A 16,272-nucleotide genomic window follows, 5' to 3' on the forward strand; every position below is an offset into this window, starting at 1 on the left:
TCGCGCCGATGGTAGTTTGGGGTCTCCCCATGCGAGAGTAGGTCATTTCCAGGCGCCTAATTTACTCGAAAGAGTAGTGAAACAGCCCGCTATTATATAGCGGGCTTTTTTACGTCTGCAATTTAACAGCTTCGCTGCAATTTATGGTGTAGAGTTTGTTACTAGCCAAAACAGGACAGCAGTTTGTCGAATATGCCCATGCGTGAGTAAATCCTTTCTATATATCAGATATGCTATATATGCGTAAATAAAATTACACTTACCAGTCAAACAGGGTAGAGTGTGTAGATCGATTTAAAGCTACTAATAAATAATAAGTTTTTATATTGTATGTGCTATTAGGAGACATAACTGTCTTTACTTATTGATAAGATTACCGCTAGCATATCTTCATATATTTCATTGGGTGGGTTTATTTTGCCTCGTTTGCCGAATCTTTCTCTGACTATACTGGTTCCTGTGTGTATTTTTATCCTTTACCTTGGTTTGGTATGTGGACAGTATTTCTATGAGCATGCGGAGCTAAAAGATCAGCTTGCATCAACACAATCAGAGCAAATTCAGAAAGATTTATTTAGAATGCGTCACGTGGTTGAATCATCTTTATTGATGCAAGATTTTGAACGGTTAGAGCAGGAGGTTGCTTTAGTTTCAACAGATCAAAATATGATGGTGTATGTGATACTTGATTCTGCTAGTGAAATTCAATTCGCTAATCATATTATTTGGCGTGAGAGTAATGCTACTAACGTATTGGAAGGCTATTCTGCTGATTTGCACGGAAGTGTTATCGCCAACAATAAACCTTACTTTAAGGTCAATTTCGATCGATTATCCATACAGGCTTATTATCCTTTAAACGCTAGTTCTCGATATAGTTATTCAAATTCAGTAGATCTAATTTATCTAGAATATGACATTGCCAATACCTTATCAGAATCGGTTGATCGCCTCTTAAAGCGCTTTATTGAGATCTGGGGGATTGGTGCTTTATTTTTGTCACTATTTTGCTTCATGTTGCATTACTTACTGATACGACCGTTAATTCAGTTAAGCCAAGCAGCTAAAAACCTTGATTCTCCGGATTTCAACACTGATATTATGTGTGCATCAACCGAACTGGTTAACTTACGTGATTATCTAAATCAGGTTAATGGTCGATTATCTCGAAGCAAGAAACGGCTTAATGATGCTGAGCAACGTTGGCTTTTTGCGGTTGAGGGCGCGCGAAATGGCATTTGGGATTGGTGTATTTCTACTGGAGATGTGTTTGTTTCTGATCGCTGGAAAGACATCTTAGGCTACCAACCTTACGAGCTTGATAATGACTATTCTGTTTGGGAATCTCGTTTACATCTTAGTGATAAGCTACAGGTATTAAATACTTTACAGAACTACATCAGTAACCAACATGAATATTATGAAAGCGTTCACCGGTTGCGTCATAAAGATGGCCGCTATATTTGGATTCTTGATCGTGGAAAAATAGTTGAGTGGGATGAGTTAGGTCGGCCATCGCGGATTATCGGCACCATTACAGATGTTTCTGGTGATGTTAAAAGCCAACGTGTTGCTAATGATAAGCAAGGTCATAATGGCCTTACCGATTTAATTAATCGTGATGTACTAGCCGATCAACTCTATGATTCACAGGTTTTAAGCCGCAAGACCGGTCAATTCTCTGCGCTATTGATGATTAATTTAGATAACTTTAAATTAATTAATGATGCTTTGGGTCGCCAACTTGGTGACAGATTGTTAATGCAAATAGCAGCGCGCTTATCAGCTACGTTTTCTAGTACTGGTTTAGTTGCACGCCTCGGGGCTGATGAATTCGTTATTCTGGCCAAAAACTTTGGTAATGAAATCGATCAAGCAAACAAGCGTGCACTAGCATTAGCAAGTGAAGTCAGGCAGCTAATTGGTCGTAGTTATACCATTTCAGAGCAAAACTTGTCTATTTCGGCCAGAATTGGTTTAGTGATTTTTGATGGTATTGAGTCATTAGAACCTCAAGTGCTATTGGCTCGTGCTGATAGCGCTTTAGAGCAAGCAAAAGACAGCCGCTCTAATGGTTGCGCCATTTATCGACCTGAGTTTGAGCAGAATCAAGTACAACCTTTTAAATTACAAAATGAACTAAAAGTTGCTATTCACAACCAACAGATGTCATTGGTGTATCAACCTGTTGTCGATCGGGCTGGACAACTTAATAGCGTTGAAGCCTTGATGCGTTGGTATCACCCTCAGTATGGCTATATTAGTCCACGTAAATTTATTGCTGCAGCTGAATTATCCGATTGTATTTTCGAGCTAGAGTTATGGGCATTAGATAAGGTTTGTGAGTTGATACAATTACTTCAACAAACCAATGCAACCATTCCATTAATGTCATTAAATATTTCTTCGCGCCACTTTCATCAAGATCATTTCGTAAATGTCATTATTAGCAGGATTAATGCTGCGCAAATATCACCGAAATTACTTCAATTTGAACTAACGGAAGACATATTTGTGGTCAATGCTAAGGTGGCAAAAAACAAAATTTCCGAGCTACAACGATACGGTATCAATATTGCGATGGACAATTTTGGCGGTGGTTCTTGTGCCGTTCATCAACTGCAAGGTATTGGCTTTTCACAAGTGAAGTTAGCTGCTATTTATCTTGAAGATATAGAATATAACCCCGAAAGCTTTAATATTGTTAGTGCTGTAGTTGAGTTTGCGACCAAATTGAACTTCCCTGTTGTCGCTAAACAGGTTGAAAATAAGCAACAACTCAACTTACTGACACAGGCGAAGTGTACTTGGTTTCAAGGTTATATCATTAGTCGGCCACTAGATCATGACGATATTATTCAGTTAATTAACACTAAGCTATCGTTGAGTGTTGTGCCATAAAATCGATAGTATGAGAAAGTGCAATATTACGCATGCTATCGCTCTCGATAAACACTTCGTGATATGCGCCTTCAATCACCACCTTATGACAATGAGTGCTTAATGTTTGATTTTGCGCCTTATTACAGACAATAGTGTCTTTTTCTGCTTGTAAGATGAGTATTGGGGTTTGGCTATGTTTAGCATAGTTGATACATCTGTGTGCTGCGCTCATTGCTTCAAGCAACCAATGATTGGTCGGTGAGCCTAACTGTACCTCGGTGGTATCCTCGAATACGTTGCGATAGTGCTGGTAGCGAAATGGGCTATGAGTGAGCTTGTTACGCTTAAAACTATCTGGTTGGTAATGCGTTCCACCTAGCACAAAGGTACTGTGTACTTTGCCTGCTTCAATGCGATTATTATCGAGCTTTTGAGCTAACCAACGGACAACCGATTGAGCAAAAGGTAGACGTATAGCAAACATAGGTGCTGAAAATACTGCTGCAGCAAACGTTTGCGGGTATTTATTTAGATAGTCACTCGCGATAGTACAACCCATTGAGTGAGCTATGATAAATAACTCTTCATGCAGCTGTGGGCGCACGACCTGATCAATAAATTGAGCAAAGTCATCCGTATAATCGGTAAATTTCTCAACATAACCCTGATGTGGATTATGGGTGAGTCTGTCTGACAGCCCTTGGCCTCGATGATCTAAAGCGTAAACGCTGAATCCTTGTTGATATAAGTCGTATATCAATTCTTGATACTTCACATAGGATTCGACCCTGCCATTACTGATCACTATTGCGCGTTGATTATTAGGATGTTGGATCATCGCATAAGCAATTTTTATTCCGTTATGGGTGCAGAAACTCGATTGGTGCACTTGTTGCCAAAAGTGTCGCTGATCACTGGTATTGAGCTTTAATTCGGATGAAAATTTCATGTAATGCATTGTTATAAGCCAGCTTGTTATAATCTTAAATAGTGTTTAATTTCGACGCGTTCATCTATATTGTTACACGCTGCTCGCTTCTTTTACCATTGCTTGTTGACGAGCAATAAACTCATCAACCATTTGCTCTAGTACTGACATCGGGATAGAGCCATTCTCTAAAACGGCATCATGAAACTGTCTAATATCAAAATCTTTTCCTAATGATTTTTCTGCTTTAGCGCGTAAGCGTTTTATGGTTAATTCACCAATTTTGTATGACAGTGCTTGGCCTGGCCAAGAAATATAACGATCTATTTCTGTGGTGACGTTGTGCATTGAAAGGGCTGTATTGCTGGCCATAAAATCTATCGCTTGTTGGCGGCTCCAACCTTTAGCATGCATGCCAGTGTCGACGACTAAACGGGCCGCACGCCACATTTCATAGGTTAAGCGGCCAAAGTTACTGTAGGGGTCTTGATAAAACCCAGCTTCTACGCCTAAATATTCTGAATATAAGCCCCAGCCTTCACCAAACGCAGAGATATAACTGTACCGCCGAAAGTTGGGTAAATTAGTCAGTTCTTTATTCAATGATATCTGTAAATGATGCCCTGGAACCGCTTCATGTAAGGTTAATGCTTCAAGCTCGTAAAGCGGTCGCTTATCTAAGGCGTAGGTGTTCACCCAATAATAGCCGGGCTCGTCGTCACGGTTTGAACCTGAGTAGCGTCCCGTTGTGTATTTTGGCGCTATTTCTGCAGGTACAGGTTCAATGCCATAAGGCGTCCGTGGTAATTTGCCAAAATATTTAGGTAATATAGCATCGGCTTTTTTGGCAATAAACGCCGCTTCTTTAAGTAATTCATTAGCTGTTTTAGGATAAAATTGTGGATCGGTGCGCAAAAAGGTTAAAAAGTCAGCAAAACTGCCTTTAAAGCCAACGTCTTTAATAACCTGTTCCATTTCTGCTCTTATACGAGCGACTTCTTGTAATCCAAGCTGATGGACTTCTTCAGCGGTCATTGGCAGTGTGGTGTAATACTCAACTCTGTTTTGATAAAAAGCCGAGCCATCAGGCAAGGCGGAAGCGGCAATGTTTATTCGTGCATTAGGAATGTATTCTTGAGTCATAAAATCATAAAACTGCTGATACAGCGGTAGTACGATTTGCGCTACAGTGGCTCGACCTTGTTGGGTCAGCGATTCTTTTTCTGACGCGCTAAAATGATCAGGGTAATGGGTAAACGGCGTAAAGTAACCGCTGGTTTCAACCGGAACAATAAAAGCGCTAATGCTGTCTTCAAAACCCTTTAAGGTGACTTTTGCTGGGGTGATACCAGCGGCTAAGCCTTGTTTGAGCCAATATATTTGCTGGGTAAAATGGCGTGGTAATTGTTTAAGTTTAGCTAAATAGTGCTGATAATCTTCAACGCTACTGAAGCGAGCTTTAGCAATCGATGCGATATATGCATGGAAACCACTTTCAGCCGTTATAGGTAAATAGTGGTCATGAAAACGATACAGGTCGACTTCATTTTGCAGCTGATCCTGCAAAATTTTAGCATTGATGACATCGGATTTTGATAACGGCTTTCGGTCAAGCTGTTTAAGTTTTTTGAGATTTTCGAGGGTCTGTTGGTATTTTTTCGCTAATGTTTGAGCAGATAAATCGTCAAGCATTCCTGCGGCAGAAGCGTCACCTAAACTGGCTGCTAACATCGGTGAATAAGCTAAATTAACTGCCCAACTCTGGTCTATAATCGCTTGTAAATTGGGATCTATCTGCGTTTGTTGGCGAGTGACGCGGCTATCAATCTGAGTCGTGGTAACACTATTACAAGCCGATAAAGTTAATATTATCAGTGCCGGTAGGATCAGCAAGCGCATTAATAGTCCTTTATTATTTAACCTTTTTGTCAGTATTAGAGTATGCCCGATTTAAGCATAAAAAACACATCACAAATTAGCATGAGTTTTTGGTGTGATAGATTCCAGAAAAAACATTGCTCATCAGAATTAGTCTCAATACATGTTAAACTGAAAACGATTCTCTGACCGACAAAATTAAACTAATGGCAGGGTAAGTTTATAGGGGTTAATTATGATAGATAAAACCATTCCGCTAGTTGATTTACATCGACACTTAGACGGTAATGTTAACGTAAAGACTATTTGGGAATTAGGCCATCAACATGGTATTCAATTACCCGCTAATTCACTAGAAGAGCTTGCGCCATTTGTGCAAATCCAAGGTAAAGAAAGCAACCTAATGGATTTTTTGAAGAAACTAGATTGGATGGTTGCTGTATTAGCCGATCTTGACGCGGTGAAACGTGTTGCCTATGAGAATGTTGTCGATGCAGCATCGCAAGGGTTAGATTACGCTGAATTGCGCTTTAGTCCTTATTACATGGCGATGAATCATAATTTAGCCATTGAAGGCGTTGTTGAAGCCGTTATCGATGGTGTGCGTGCCGGTGTCAAAGAGCATGATATTAACATTAACCTAATTGGTATTATGTCGCGTTCTTTTGGACAAGAGAAATGCCGTTTAGAGCTTGAAGGCATACTCGCTCACCGTGACAGTATTGTCGCGATGGACTTAGCTGGAGATGAACTCGGTTTCCCTGGCGATTTGTTTACAGAACACTTTAAGCGTGTTCGAGATGCGGGATTACAGATCACCGCTCATGCTGGTGAAGCGGCAGGGGCTGAAAGTATTTGGCAAGCTCTTAATGTATTAGGCGCGACACGTATTGGTCATGGCGTGAATGCGATTCAGGATCCTAAATTGATGGAATATCTTGCCAAACACAGGATCGGGATAGAATCGTGCCCAACCAGCAACTTACATACCTCTACTGTTAAAGATTATGCTGTTCATCCACTGCATAAGTTTATGGATGCGGGGGTATTGATTGGACTCAATACTGACGACCCAGGGGTGAGTGCGATTGATATTGCTCACGAGTACCGTGTGGTTAAATCTGAAATGGGTCTAAGTGATGGCCAGCTGGCGACATTGCAACGTAATGGTGTTGAAATGGCCTTTATATCTGATAGTGACCGCAAAGCGTTATATGCCAAAAAAGCGTAGTAGCGTCAACGACGATATAAAAGCAGTCTAATAAGATTAGTTTACAAAAACAGCCAGCAAATGCTGGCTGTTTTTATATTATATTGCTTATAAACAGTTGCTTAGATTACTCTTGAAAACTGTTGTTGACGGGCTTTTTGGCGATAATACACATCAAAGCACATGCAAATATTACGAATAAGTAGTCGACCGGTCGGGCTTATTGTTAACTTGCGATCTGTGATATCGACCAGTTTATCATTGATAAAGGTTTGTAATAATTTCAGATCTTCCACAAAATATTCTTCGAAGTTAATCGCAAACTTACGGTCAATTTTGTCCATGTCTAAATCAAAATGACAGATAATTTGTTTAATCACCGCACGGCGAATTTCGTCATCGTGATTTAAGCTACAACCTTTCCATAATGCATGACCATTGGCATCAATCGATTCGTAATATGGACGAATATCTTTTTGATTTTGGGCATAGCAGTCGCCAATTTGGCTGATAGATGACACCCCTAATCCAAGTAAGTCACATTCTTCTTGGGTGGTATAACCTTGGAAATTACGATGTAATTTACCGGTGTTTTGTAATTTTGATAGCTCATCATTGGGTTTGGCAAAGTGGTCCATACCAATAAATTGATAACCGGCACCCGTTAATGATTCTATTGTTTGACGTAGCATATCTAATTTTTGTTGTGGAGCCGGCATATCATGTTCTTTAATTTTACGCTGTGCAGCAAAACGCGATGGTAAATGTGCATAGTTAAAGACAGATAAGCGATCGGGTGAAAGCTCAATAATTCGGGCTATAGTTTTAGCAAACGTTTCTGGTGTTTGCAGCGGTAAGCCGTAAATTAAATCGACGTTAGTAGATACAAAGCCTAGTGCTTTTGCCCTAGCCATTAAGTCGAAAATAAATTGTTCGTCTTGCTCGCGGTTAACGGCAATTTGTACTTCTTTATTAAAGTCCTGCACACCAATAGACACTCGGTTAAACCCAGCTTCTTTTAAGGTATCCAACATACTTAACTCGATTTCTCGAGGGTCGACTTCAATAGAGTATTCACCAACGTCTGCAAAATTAAAGTGTTGTTTAATTAGCTTGCTCAGTTTAAGGATTTGTTCTGGGCTTAAAAACGTAGGTGTACCACCACCCCAATGCATTTGGGTTACCGTGTAATTTTTGAATAGTGGGGCACGTTTAATAATTTCAGTGGCCAGATACTCAATGTATTGGTCGGCTTTGTGTGAGTGACGAGTAATAATTTTATTACAACCACAGTAGTAACAAAGCTTGGCACAAAATGGAATATGTACATAAAGCGACAGTTTGTCTGATTTACTATTTTTAATTGATGTCAGTAAATTTTGCTCAGTAAAGGCATCGTCAAATTCTAGTGCGGTCGGGTAAGAAGTATAACGGGGACCGCTGTAATTGTATTTTTCGATCATCGACTGATCCCAACTAATCTGAGTGGGCTGCTTCAAGGCGTGTCCTCCAATGGGTAAATTAGCAACATACGAAGTATGCAATGTTCGTAATCAAATAACCTTGATCTAGGTTGTAAAAATGAATGTTGCTTATGGCGACGAGTGAAGTTTAGCGATAGCTGATATGGGATAATGACCAGACTGTGCAACAGATCACGGTTTGTATTTCAGACAAAGTAGATTTTTTAGGCAAGATTAATATGTTGAGTCCCTAAATTACGTGCCTTACCATCGTATCTCACTTCAGTAAATTGCACGTTACCACTGCGGTGTTTTAATACAATGCTGGTTGAACGAGTGCCGTATGCTTCATGTTGGATAAAAATAGAGGACAGTCGACGCTCCCATTCAAGGCTAATGCCCGTTTGAGGTAAATCTTGATCCCTTGGTTGCGAGGTATCGCGCATGATCGCCAGTAATTGGTCTATGCAAGGTGATTGCATCTGGTTGATATAGTTTTGAAGCTGCTGTTGACCTTTAGCCATCTTAGGCCATATATCATCTAATGCCCCGTTGCTCACGGCGTGAAAACCTGAAGTAAGCCGAGTCGTGGTTAACATCTTACTGTTAAAGCAAAAGAGTTGTTGGTGTTGTTCGAAAACTAAATTAAACGGATTGTAATTGTCTGCATGTTCAATGAGCCATTGGCTATTGATATGATGTTTTGTGAGTGCATCAACGACTAATTCACCGCGACTGCGAACGCCATCTTGTTGTTCGATTGAACGAATATTAGTTAACCCAGCAAATTGACCTTGTTCATTGACCCCAATCCATGTTCCGCCGGCTTGTTTATCTTGTCCTGCGATAATAGCTGGCATGGTTGCCCAACGATAGGCGGGTTCGGTTGCTCGGTGATGAAATTCATCGCGATTGGCACAGACGATTAAGGGATAATCTGGATGCGCCTCAACGGCAATAAATAAAATACACATAGCTGCCCCTTTAAATATGTCGACACCATCATCATAACCTAGTTCATAGATCCTGATTAATGATGATGTTTATGTGTCGAAGCTGAGTCGTGATGATGTGAGCCCTGGGTGTCTGAGTGATGGTCTTGATCATGGGTATGTGGTGCTGATTTTAAGTTAATCATCAAACGGCTTAAAAAATCTCGAGGTCCAAGTCGAAGTAAGCTGGCGCCAAACAATAAAACGATCGCCACTAAGCCAATAATATTAGCTGAATCAGGCAGTTGTAATGTTAATGACGAGCTCAGGGGTAATTGATCTGCCACCATTAGCCCTACAAGTAAAATACCGCCTAACATGAGTCCTTGTTTCCAATTCATTAACTTCAATTGGCTAATACTGAGTACGGGTGCGGCCAATAAGGTAAAGGCCACTGCAATTTGGCTCCAACCACTGTAAGCCAAAGCAAGGGCTAAAATCACCGTGCCTAAATTACAAAAACGCATCGGTAAAAAGACTAAGAGTAAAATAAACACTTGCAATGCAGGGTTTTGTAACGGAACCGATGGATGACCGATGAGGTTTGCCAATACTAAGCTGAGGATAATCCATGGTGCACTGCGGTCGACTAATTGGCTAAAACCAAAATGCCATGGTGACTCAGATAAGGTTGGATGCGGGTCCGTCAGATCCACTTGCGTCAGGGTCATTAGTGCCCCAATGGTCAATAACCCCAGCGCTTGGTAAAGCGCAAACCAAGGGCCTAACAGTAATAAGGTAATTAATAATGCTTCTGGTCCAGCTAAACGCTGTAACCAACGCAGCCCTAAGGAGGAATGAGATGGTCGTAATCCTGATGCGAACCGAGCTGTAGCAATAAAGTAACTGCCTAATAAAATAGGTGAAATTGTCAGTAACCAACTAACGAATTGTTCTGAACCATGATTTTGATGAGCATGTTCGTGGCCGCCGGTGTCCATGAGGAGTAATAAAGCCAATAGTCCTAGACCAAGTAAGCTGCCGATACCTGCCTGATACTGATATTGGCCCTGTTTATCTTCATCTTGGTGGCCGTGAGGCTGATGTAACACCACATGTAAAATTGAACCCGTAACAAAGGCTTGCAAGTAAACGGTGTTTTCAAGGCTTAATTGAGTCAATAAATGCTCGCCAGCAAAGTAACCGACACTGGTTAATATCATCATGGCAACTAAAACCACACTAGCCCACCGAGTGCCAACTTGAGGCTTGAGTAACCACCAAATAGCGACACCAACAGGTAAGCGATGCATGATCACGCCTAAAGCAAGGAGTGCCGAATTACCTTCTTGTTGTGCCAAGACCATGGCTCCACCGTCAGTCATGGTATGCAGCAGCAGTCCGCCAATACCTAATGTGAGGGTGATGTTGTGAGTGATCTCTGAATATCGATGAAACAGCTTTTCACTGGCCGTAGGGCCCCAAACGCCAAGCATGACAAACAATAGCGTGATAAACCCACCATGCTCCAATAGTTCCGGCAAAATATGAATGAGGACTAGTCCGCCAAGGGAGACGAAAATAAATCCATCTAAGCCCTTTTGAAGTCCACTACCTGACGAGAAGAAGCGGTAAAAAAGAGGCCCAAACAGTAATGCAATACAGCTAGCGATTAGATAGAGCATGTTATCCAGAAATCAATCGAAAAAAACAACGCAGTATAACATTCTAAACCAGTATTGTAGTGTGTGAATATTTCAAGCTGAAAAAATTACACTTGGTTAGTTGTGAATATAGATCGAGTCATTGAAGATAAAGTAGAAAAAAGTTCATAAGATCATTGCGTTGGTAACTGTTGGCTGGTTATTTATCATGTGAAATTGTTTACAATTATTAGCGGCTATAGCCCTAAAGTCATCAATAAATTGGCTATCTGCATCGCTTATGTTACTGCGTTGAGTATACAATGTAGCCCATATTTCGTTAATTAAAAGATTGTCGTCCATGGATGTTTTTTCTGCAGCCGTCATGCTGTTCTTGATTATAGACCCGCTGGGTAATTTACCTGTATTTGCTTCCATATTGCGCCATCTTGATCCCAAAAAGCGCCGTAAAGTATTAATCCGTGAACTGTTGTTTGCGCTGGTCATTATGTTGTCATTTTTGTATACCGGTGAAGCCATCCTTAATTTTCTGGACTTACGTACTGAGTCCGTCAGTATTGCCGGTGGTATTATCCTGTTCTTAATCGCGATCAAAATGATCTTCCCCTCGCCGGGTGGCGTTGCCGGAATGGCAGCAGGTGAAGAGCCTTTTATTGTCCCGATGGCGATCCCGTTGATAGCGGGTCCGTCTATTTTAGCGGCATTGATATTACTGGCGCACACTGACAACAGCCGTATGACGGATTGGACGATTGCGTTAGTTTCTGCCTGGGGCATGAGTGCGTTTATCTTAATGTTTTATAAGTTGTTTACTCGCATACTTGGTGAGAAAGGTTTAATAGCGGTAGAGCGGTTAATGGGAATGGTATTGGTGATGATATCAGTACAAATGTTACTTGATGGGATATCAAAATACATTACCCACAGTGGCTTAAGCTAATCCTTACCGAGAGATATAACACTGAGTTAACTCTAGGGATACTAAACGATTATCAAGCAGCCGTTTTCTCTCGCTCACTGCGTTGATGTCTCTTGTAATAGACTGACTATTGATAGGTCACCTCAACTCTGGATAATAAGCTGTGTATAAAACAGCCCTTTGTGCCGTGATCGAACGAGTATCGAGTTACAATAGGTCCCTATTGACGCGTCAATACGCCTCGTTAGCAAAAAAATGGCAAGTGTGCTCTGAAATGGATAAAAAGTAAGCCGCTTTTATCAATTTGCCACAGCACTTATTCCCAGTGAAGGTAAAAAGCCGACTCGACAGAGTCGGCTTTTTGTTTGCTGAAGCTAGCTTAATAGCCTTTTTTATTAATTTTTAATCGAACGGATACATTTACATTAAAGAATGTCTAACTTAATTGTAACCCAGCAGTTGCAGCTGTTAATGTTATGTCATTATTGTTTGGGGTGAATTATGAAATACATTATCGTCACGTTGGGACTGGTTTTTATGACCTTGCAAGGGTGTCAAAATCAGTCGGCAGCATCGGCAGACGAACAAGCGGCCACTGTTTTGGTAGTCAAACCGTTAGTTAAAGATTGTGGCCCTAGCGGGATGCCACCTTTACGTGATCGCACTAAATTAACTGAAAATTTGCGGGCCCAAGGGCTAATCACCGCCGATATGGATCAAGCACAAATAGATAAAATTGTTGCTGATTACATCACTAAACGCCAAAAAGCATTTGAAAAATGCCATAAACCAACACCCAATACAGGTAAGTCGTAATGAGTAAGTTGACTAAATATCAAGGGTTAGCCATTTCAACGTTATTGCTTGCATGCACTAGCATGGCAGTACTTGCGGCTCCGCAAACGGGTACACCTGCTGATGGCGGGTTAATTAATGAACAACAAGTGCTGTATTGGTTGATTAAACGTGGTGAAGTGAGCGCCGACGCCAGTGAGGCCGTTAAACAAGCCGCTGTTGATGCCTTTGTGAGTCGAGGTCGTCATACAAGGTTTAAACCTGCCACTATTGAAGTCAAAGCTGAGCAACTGCGCATTAAACGCTCAGCGCAAAAAAACACTAATAGTGCTCAATATGCCGCGGCCAATAACAAAGTCTTAGCCGATCAAGATATCACCAAAACAGTAAAGGTTTTAGCTGTATTGGTGGACTTTCCAGACTTACCACACGATGCTAACCAACTTGAGGCTGGTGATACCGACATGTATTACAGCAGCTTTCCAGCATCCCATTATCAGCAACTATTATTTTCAGAAAGCGGTTTTGTAGGCCCAAGTAATCAAACTCTGCAATCGGCTTATCAGTATTTTCAGGCCGTGTCGGGTAATAGCTTTTATTTTACCGGCCAAGTGCAAGACTGGGTAACCGCAGACAACAATGCCGCTTATTACGGTGGTAATGATGTTGATGAAAATGACAAGGCAGTACCTGAGCTCGTCAAAGAAGCGGTGACCAAAGCCGTGCAAAACATGACTGACCTTGAATTAGCCCAATACGATATTGAAGACCCTTTTGATATAGATGGCGACGGTAATTATGATGAAGCAGATGGTATTATTGATCACGTGATGCTATTTCATTCTAGCATTGGTGAAGAAGCGGGTGGCGGAGTGTTAGGTACTGATGCCATTTGGTCGCACCGTTTTTATGTCGATTCGAATACCAATGGTTATATCATTCCTGGCCGTGGCGGTCTTAAGGTGTTTGGTTATACCGTGCAGCCTATCGATTCTGCTGCAGGAGTATGTACTCACGAGTTTGGTCATGATTTAGGCTTGCCGGATGAGTATGACACCACTAATAGCGGCGACGGTTCACCCGTAGGTTCTTGGTCGTTGATGTCTGGCGGTAGCTGGACGGGTAGCATTGCGGGTGCTCAACCCAGTGGTTTGAGTCCGTATGCAAAATCCTTCTTACAGCAAAAATACAAGGGTAAATGGGTTAATGAACAATATATATCACTGGCCGATTTAACCAGCAGCGGTACCGCTGTGAAGCTTAATCATGCTGTTAATACTGATGCGGTAAACCAGCTATCAATCGCGCTCCCTGCGGAGGACATTACGTTTAAAGCGCCATTAACCGGTCAATATCAATATTATTCAGGTCAAGGCAACCTGATCAATAATGCCATGTCATTTGATGTGACATTACCATTAGCGACGCCGTTATCCTTATCTTTTCAAGCCCATTGGGATATTGAAGATGATTATGATTATGTGCAGGTATTGGTTGATAGCGTTGCCATAGAAGGTAACCACACGAACAATACAAATTCAGTTTATCCTACGGTAAAACATTCGATTAGCGGTAAGTCGAGCGACATCAGTACCGCGTATGGAAGCGATTCTTGGGTGGACCTAAATTTTGATTTGAGCGCATATGCCGGTCGTGATGTGCAAATCAGTGTGGTGTACAAAACCGATGAAGCCGTTGGCGATTATGGTATGGCGATTGATGATATTCAATTAACCAACCAAGACACGGCATTTTATCGCGATGGAGCCGAAACTAACGCCGTGGCAACCTTATCTGGTTTTAGCCGCATTGAAGATAACCTTCCTGGTAAAGCAAGACGTTACATTGTGCAATTACGCAGCCACCAAGGTGTAGACGCTGGGCTGGTTTATGACAACTATGAAGCGGGTATATTGTTGTGGTTAGAAAACTTTAATCAAACCGATAACAATGTGTCATCGCATCCCGGAAAAGGGCTAATTGGTGTGGTAGATGCAGACCAAAACCTGATTGGCAGTCAGCCTACCGATGTGCAAATTCGCGATGCAACATTTAGCTTATTTGCCCAAAGTAGTTATAGCGGTGACAACCACTTAGCGGCAGAATCACTATTTGATGACAATCGTGACTACAGTGCGCCGTTAAAACCTCAGTCAGGTATTATTTTGCCTGAGTTAGGCTTTACCATACAAATCACCGAGCAAGCCAACGACAGCAGTACAGCAACCATTGAGTTTGCCTTGTCTGATAGCAGCGTATTGCCACCCGTTACGCTTACGGCCGACATTAATGCGCAAGCCATTGGTGCTGATGTGAGCTTTAATGCGGTGGTCAGTGGCGGCAGTGATTACACTTACCTATGGTCGTTTGGGATAAATAGTGCCACCAGTACCGATACTGCGCCAAGTTACACATACTCTGTATCGGGCGACTATATTGTCAGTGTTATTGTCAAAGATGGTGCGGGTAATACTGTGACGGCAACAGAAACAGTACGCGTGGTTATTCAGCCTATAGCGGCATTTTCTTTATCTCAAACTGAATTTACTGTGATGTTGACTAACACGTCTAGCCAAGGTTTTGGTCATTTGACTTATCTATGGGATTTTGGCGATAACAGTACTAGTACGGCGCAAAACCCAAGCCATACTTATACAGCAGCAGGTACTTATACCATTACGTTAGTGGCCACAGACTCTGTTGGTAATGTTGTTACGGTCAACCAAGCCGTAAACGTATTAGCGTCAATAGAGACTGTTGCTACGCCAGTTACAACAGACAGTGATAGCGGTGGTGGTAGTTTGGGTTGGTTAAGTGTGTTGATGCTGAGCTTGTTAGGATACTGGCGTAAGCGGGTTTAATCCTAACAATACAAAAACGCCCATAAGGGCGTTTTTTGTTTTAAATTAATAACATTAGATTATGAGATAGGGTTAACGAGCACACTAAGCGCTTTGATTAATATAATCGACCGCCGCAGGCAGAAATATTTCGCTAACAATAAGTTGTGAGTCATGTAAATTAAAGTAGCGTCTACGGCCCCATAAGCTGCTGTTAACGTGTTGATTTAAGCTGGTGGCTAAGGCTGCTAAACGGCCACAGGTTTTAAACTGGGCGACTTCAATATTGCCTGGCGTAATGTCTGGGCTAGTAAACAATAATTCACCCAAAGACCGAGTGCCAAGGCGAGTAAAATCATTGTATTGATTGTCATTGCGCTGAGTGCTTAAAATGGTTTGTGGGATCAGTGTTCGGGCAAATACCCATGGGATACCGTCAAGACACAATAATACCTCACGGACCCAAACAGGGTCAGTCTGAGCCGGGAACTCATCTGCTAGAGGCTCAAGTAAATGCTCGCCTAACACTTTTACTTCAAAATGATTACAGTGTGTCTTAAGGCGCAGGGTCAAACTCCCCGTTGCTAATAACCATTCTTTAAGCTGGCTATCGGGCAATGAATCGATTTTTTGTGGCGAAAACCAATGAATTGATTCACCATAAGGAAAGCTAATACTGGTCACATTCATCTAAAACTCGTTACAATATATCTCAACGGCATTAGTCTATCATGTCAAAGATGAGCAAACACTCTAAGGG

The 16,272-nt window shown here is 41.6% G+C and carries 11 protein-coding genes; 5 read left to right on the forward strand and 6 right to left on the reverse strand.

Annotated features, from left to right (window positions below):
- Positions 1-417: 417 nt before the first annotated feature.
- On the forward strand, positions 418-2,901 hold the full coding sequence (locus tag AAEZ00_RS10015; protein WP_124012943.1) for a putative bifunctional diguanylate cyclase/phosphodiesterase: 2,484 nt from the start codon (positions 418-420) through the stop codon (positions 2,899-2,901).
- Here AAEZ00_RS10015 and AAEZ00_RS10020 read toward each other — a convergent pair.
- On the reverse strand, positions 2,873-3,841 hold the full coding sequence (locus AAEZ00_RS10020) for an alpha/beta fold hydrolase (protein WP_124012944.1): 969 nt from the start codon (positions 3,839-3,841) through the stop codon (positions 2,873-2,875). The two genes, AAEZ00_RS10015 and AAEZ00_RS10020, sit on opposite strands and share 29 nt — an antisense overlap.
- A gap of 63 nt (positions 3,842-3,904) precedes the next feature.
- Positions 3,905-5,710: a DUF885 domain-containing protein gene (locus tag AAEZ00_RS10025; protein WP_124012945.1), complete on the reverse strand. Its 1,806-nt coding sequence runs from the start codon at positions 5,708-5,710 to the stop codon at positions 3,905-3,907.
- A gap of 214 nt (positions 5,711-5,924) precedes the next feature.
- Between AAEZ00_RS10025 and add the strand changes: the two genes are divergently transcribed.
- Positions 5,925-6,920 carry an adenosine deaminase gene (add, locus tag AAEZ00_RS10030; protein WP_124012946.1) on the forward strand — a complete coding sequence of 332 codons (996 nt, stop codon included), beginning with the start codon at positions 5,925-5,927 and terminating at the stop codon, positions 6,918-6,920.
- Between the two features lie 101 nt (positions 6,921-7,021).
- Here add and hemN read toward each other — a convergent pair whose 3' ends face one another.
- The 3 genes from hemN to AAEZ00_RS10045 form a co-directional block, all read right to left on the reverse strand.
- Positions 7,022-8,398: an oxygen-independent coproporphyrinogen III oxidase gene (gene hemN / locus AAEZ00_RS10035; protein ID WP_101033495.1), complete on the reverse strand. Its 1,377-nt coding sequence runs from the start codon at positions 8,396-8,398 to the stop codon at positions 7,022-7,024.
- Between the two features lie 188 nt (positions 8,399-8,586).
- Entirely contained in the window at positions 8,587-9,336 is a 750-nt protein-coding gene (locus AAEZ00_RS10040; protein ID WP_101033497.1) for an NRDE family protein, read from the reverse strand.
- Positions 9,337-9,392: 56 nt separating this feature from the next.
- Entirely contained in the window at positions 9,393-10,979 is a 1,587-nt protein-coding gene (locus tag AAEZ00_RS10045) for a metal transporter (protein ID WP_124012947.1), read from the reverse strand.
- Positions 10,980-11,298: 319 nt separating this feature from the next.
- Here AAEZ00_RS10045 and AAEZ00_RS10050 point away from each other — a divergent pair, with 319 nt between their 5' ends.
- The 3 genes from AAEZ00_RS10050 to AAEZ00_RS10060 all read left to right on the forward strand — a co-directional run bounded on the left by AAEZ00_RS10050 (position 11,299) and on the right by AAEZ00_RS10060 (position 15,533).
- The gene (locus tag AAEZ00_RS10050; RefSeq protein ID WP_101033501.1) at positions 11,299-11,898 is read left to right on the forward strand and encodes a YhgN family NAAT transporter; all 600 of its coding nucleotides are present in this window, start codon (positions 11,299-11,301) and stop codon (positions 11,896-11,898) included.
- 480 nt (positions 11,899-12,378) lie between these two features.
- Positions 12,379-12,693: a hypothetical protein gene (locus AAEZ00_RS10055; RefSeq protein WP_351088618.1), complete on the forward strand. Its 315-nt coding sequence runs from the start codon at positions 12,379-12,381 to the stop codon at positions 12,691-12,693.
- Complete coding sequence (locus tag AAEZ00_RS10060; RefSeq protein WP_351088619.1) at positions 12,693-15,533, forward strand: immune inhibitor A domain-containing protein; 2,841 nt, start codon at positions 12,693-12,695, stop codon at positions 15,531-15,533. Before AAEZ00_RS10055 ends, AAEZ00_RS10060 begins: the two co-directional genes overlap by 1 nt.
- Positions 15,534-15,617: 84 nt before the next feature.
- Here AAEZ00_RS10060 and AAEZ00_RS10065 read toward each other — a convergent pair whose 3' ends face one another.
- Positions 15,618-16,202 carry a chorismate--pyruvate lyase family protein gene (locus AAEZ00_RS10065; protein ID WP_124012950.1) on the reverse strand — a complete coding sequence of 195 codons (585 nt, stop codon included), beginning with the start codon at positions 16,200-16,202 and terminating at the stop codon, positions 15,618-15,620.
- Positions 16,203-16,272 lie beyond the last annotated feature (70 nt).

Source organism: Shewanella sp. S1-49-MNA-CIBAN-0167 (assembly GCF_040310145.1).
Lineage (GTDB): Bacteria > Pseudomonadota > Gammaproteobacteria > Enterobacterales > Shewanellaceae > Shewanella > Shewanella psychromarinicola.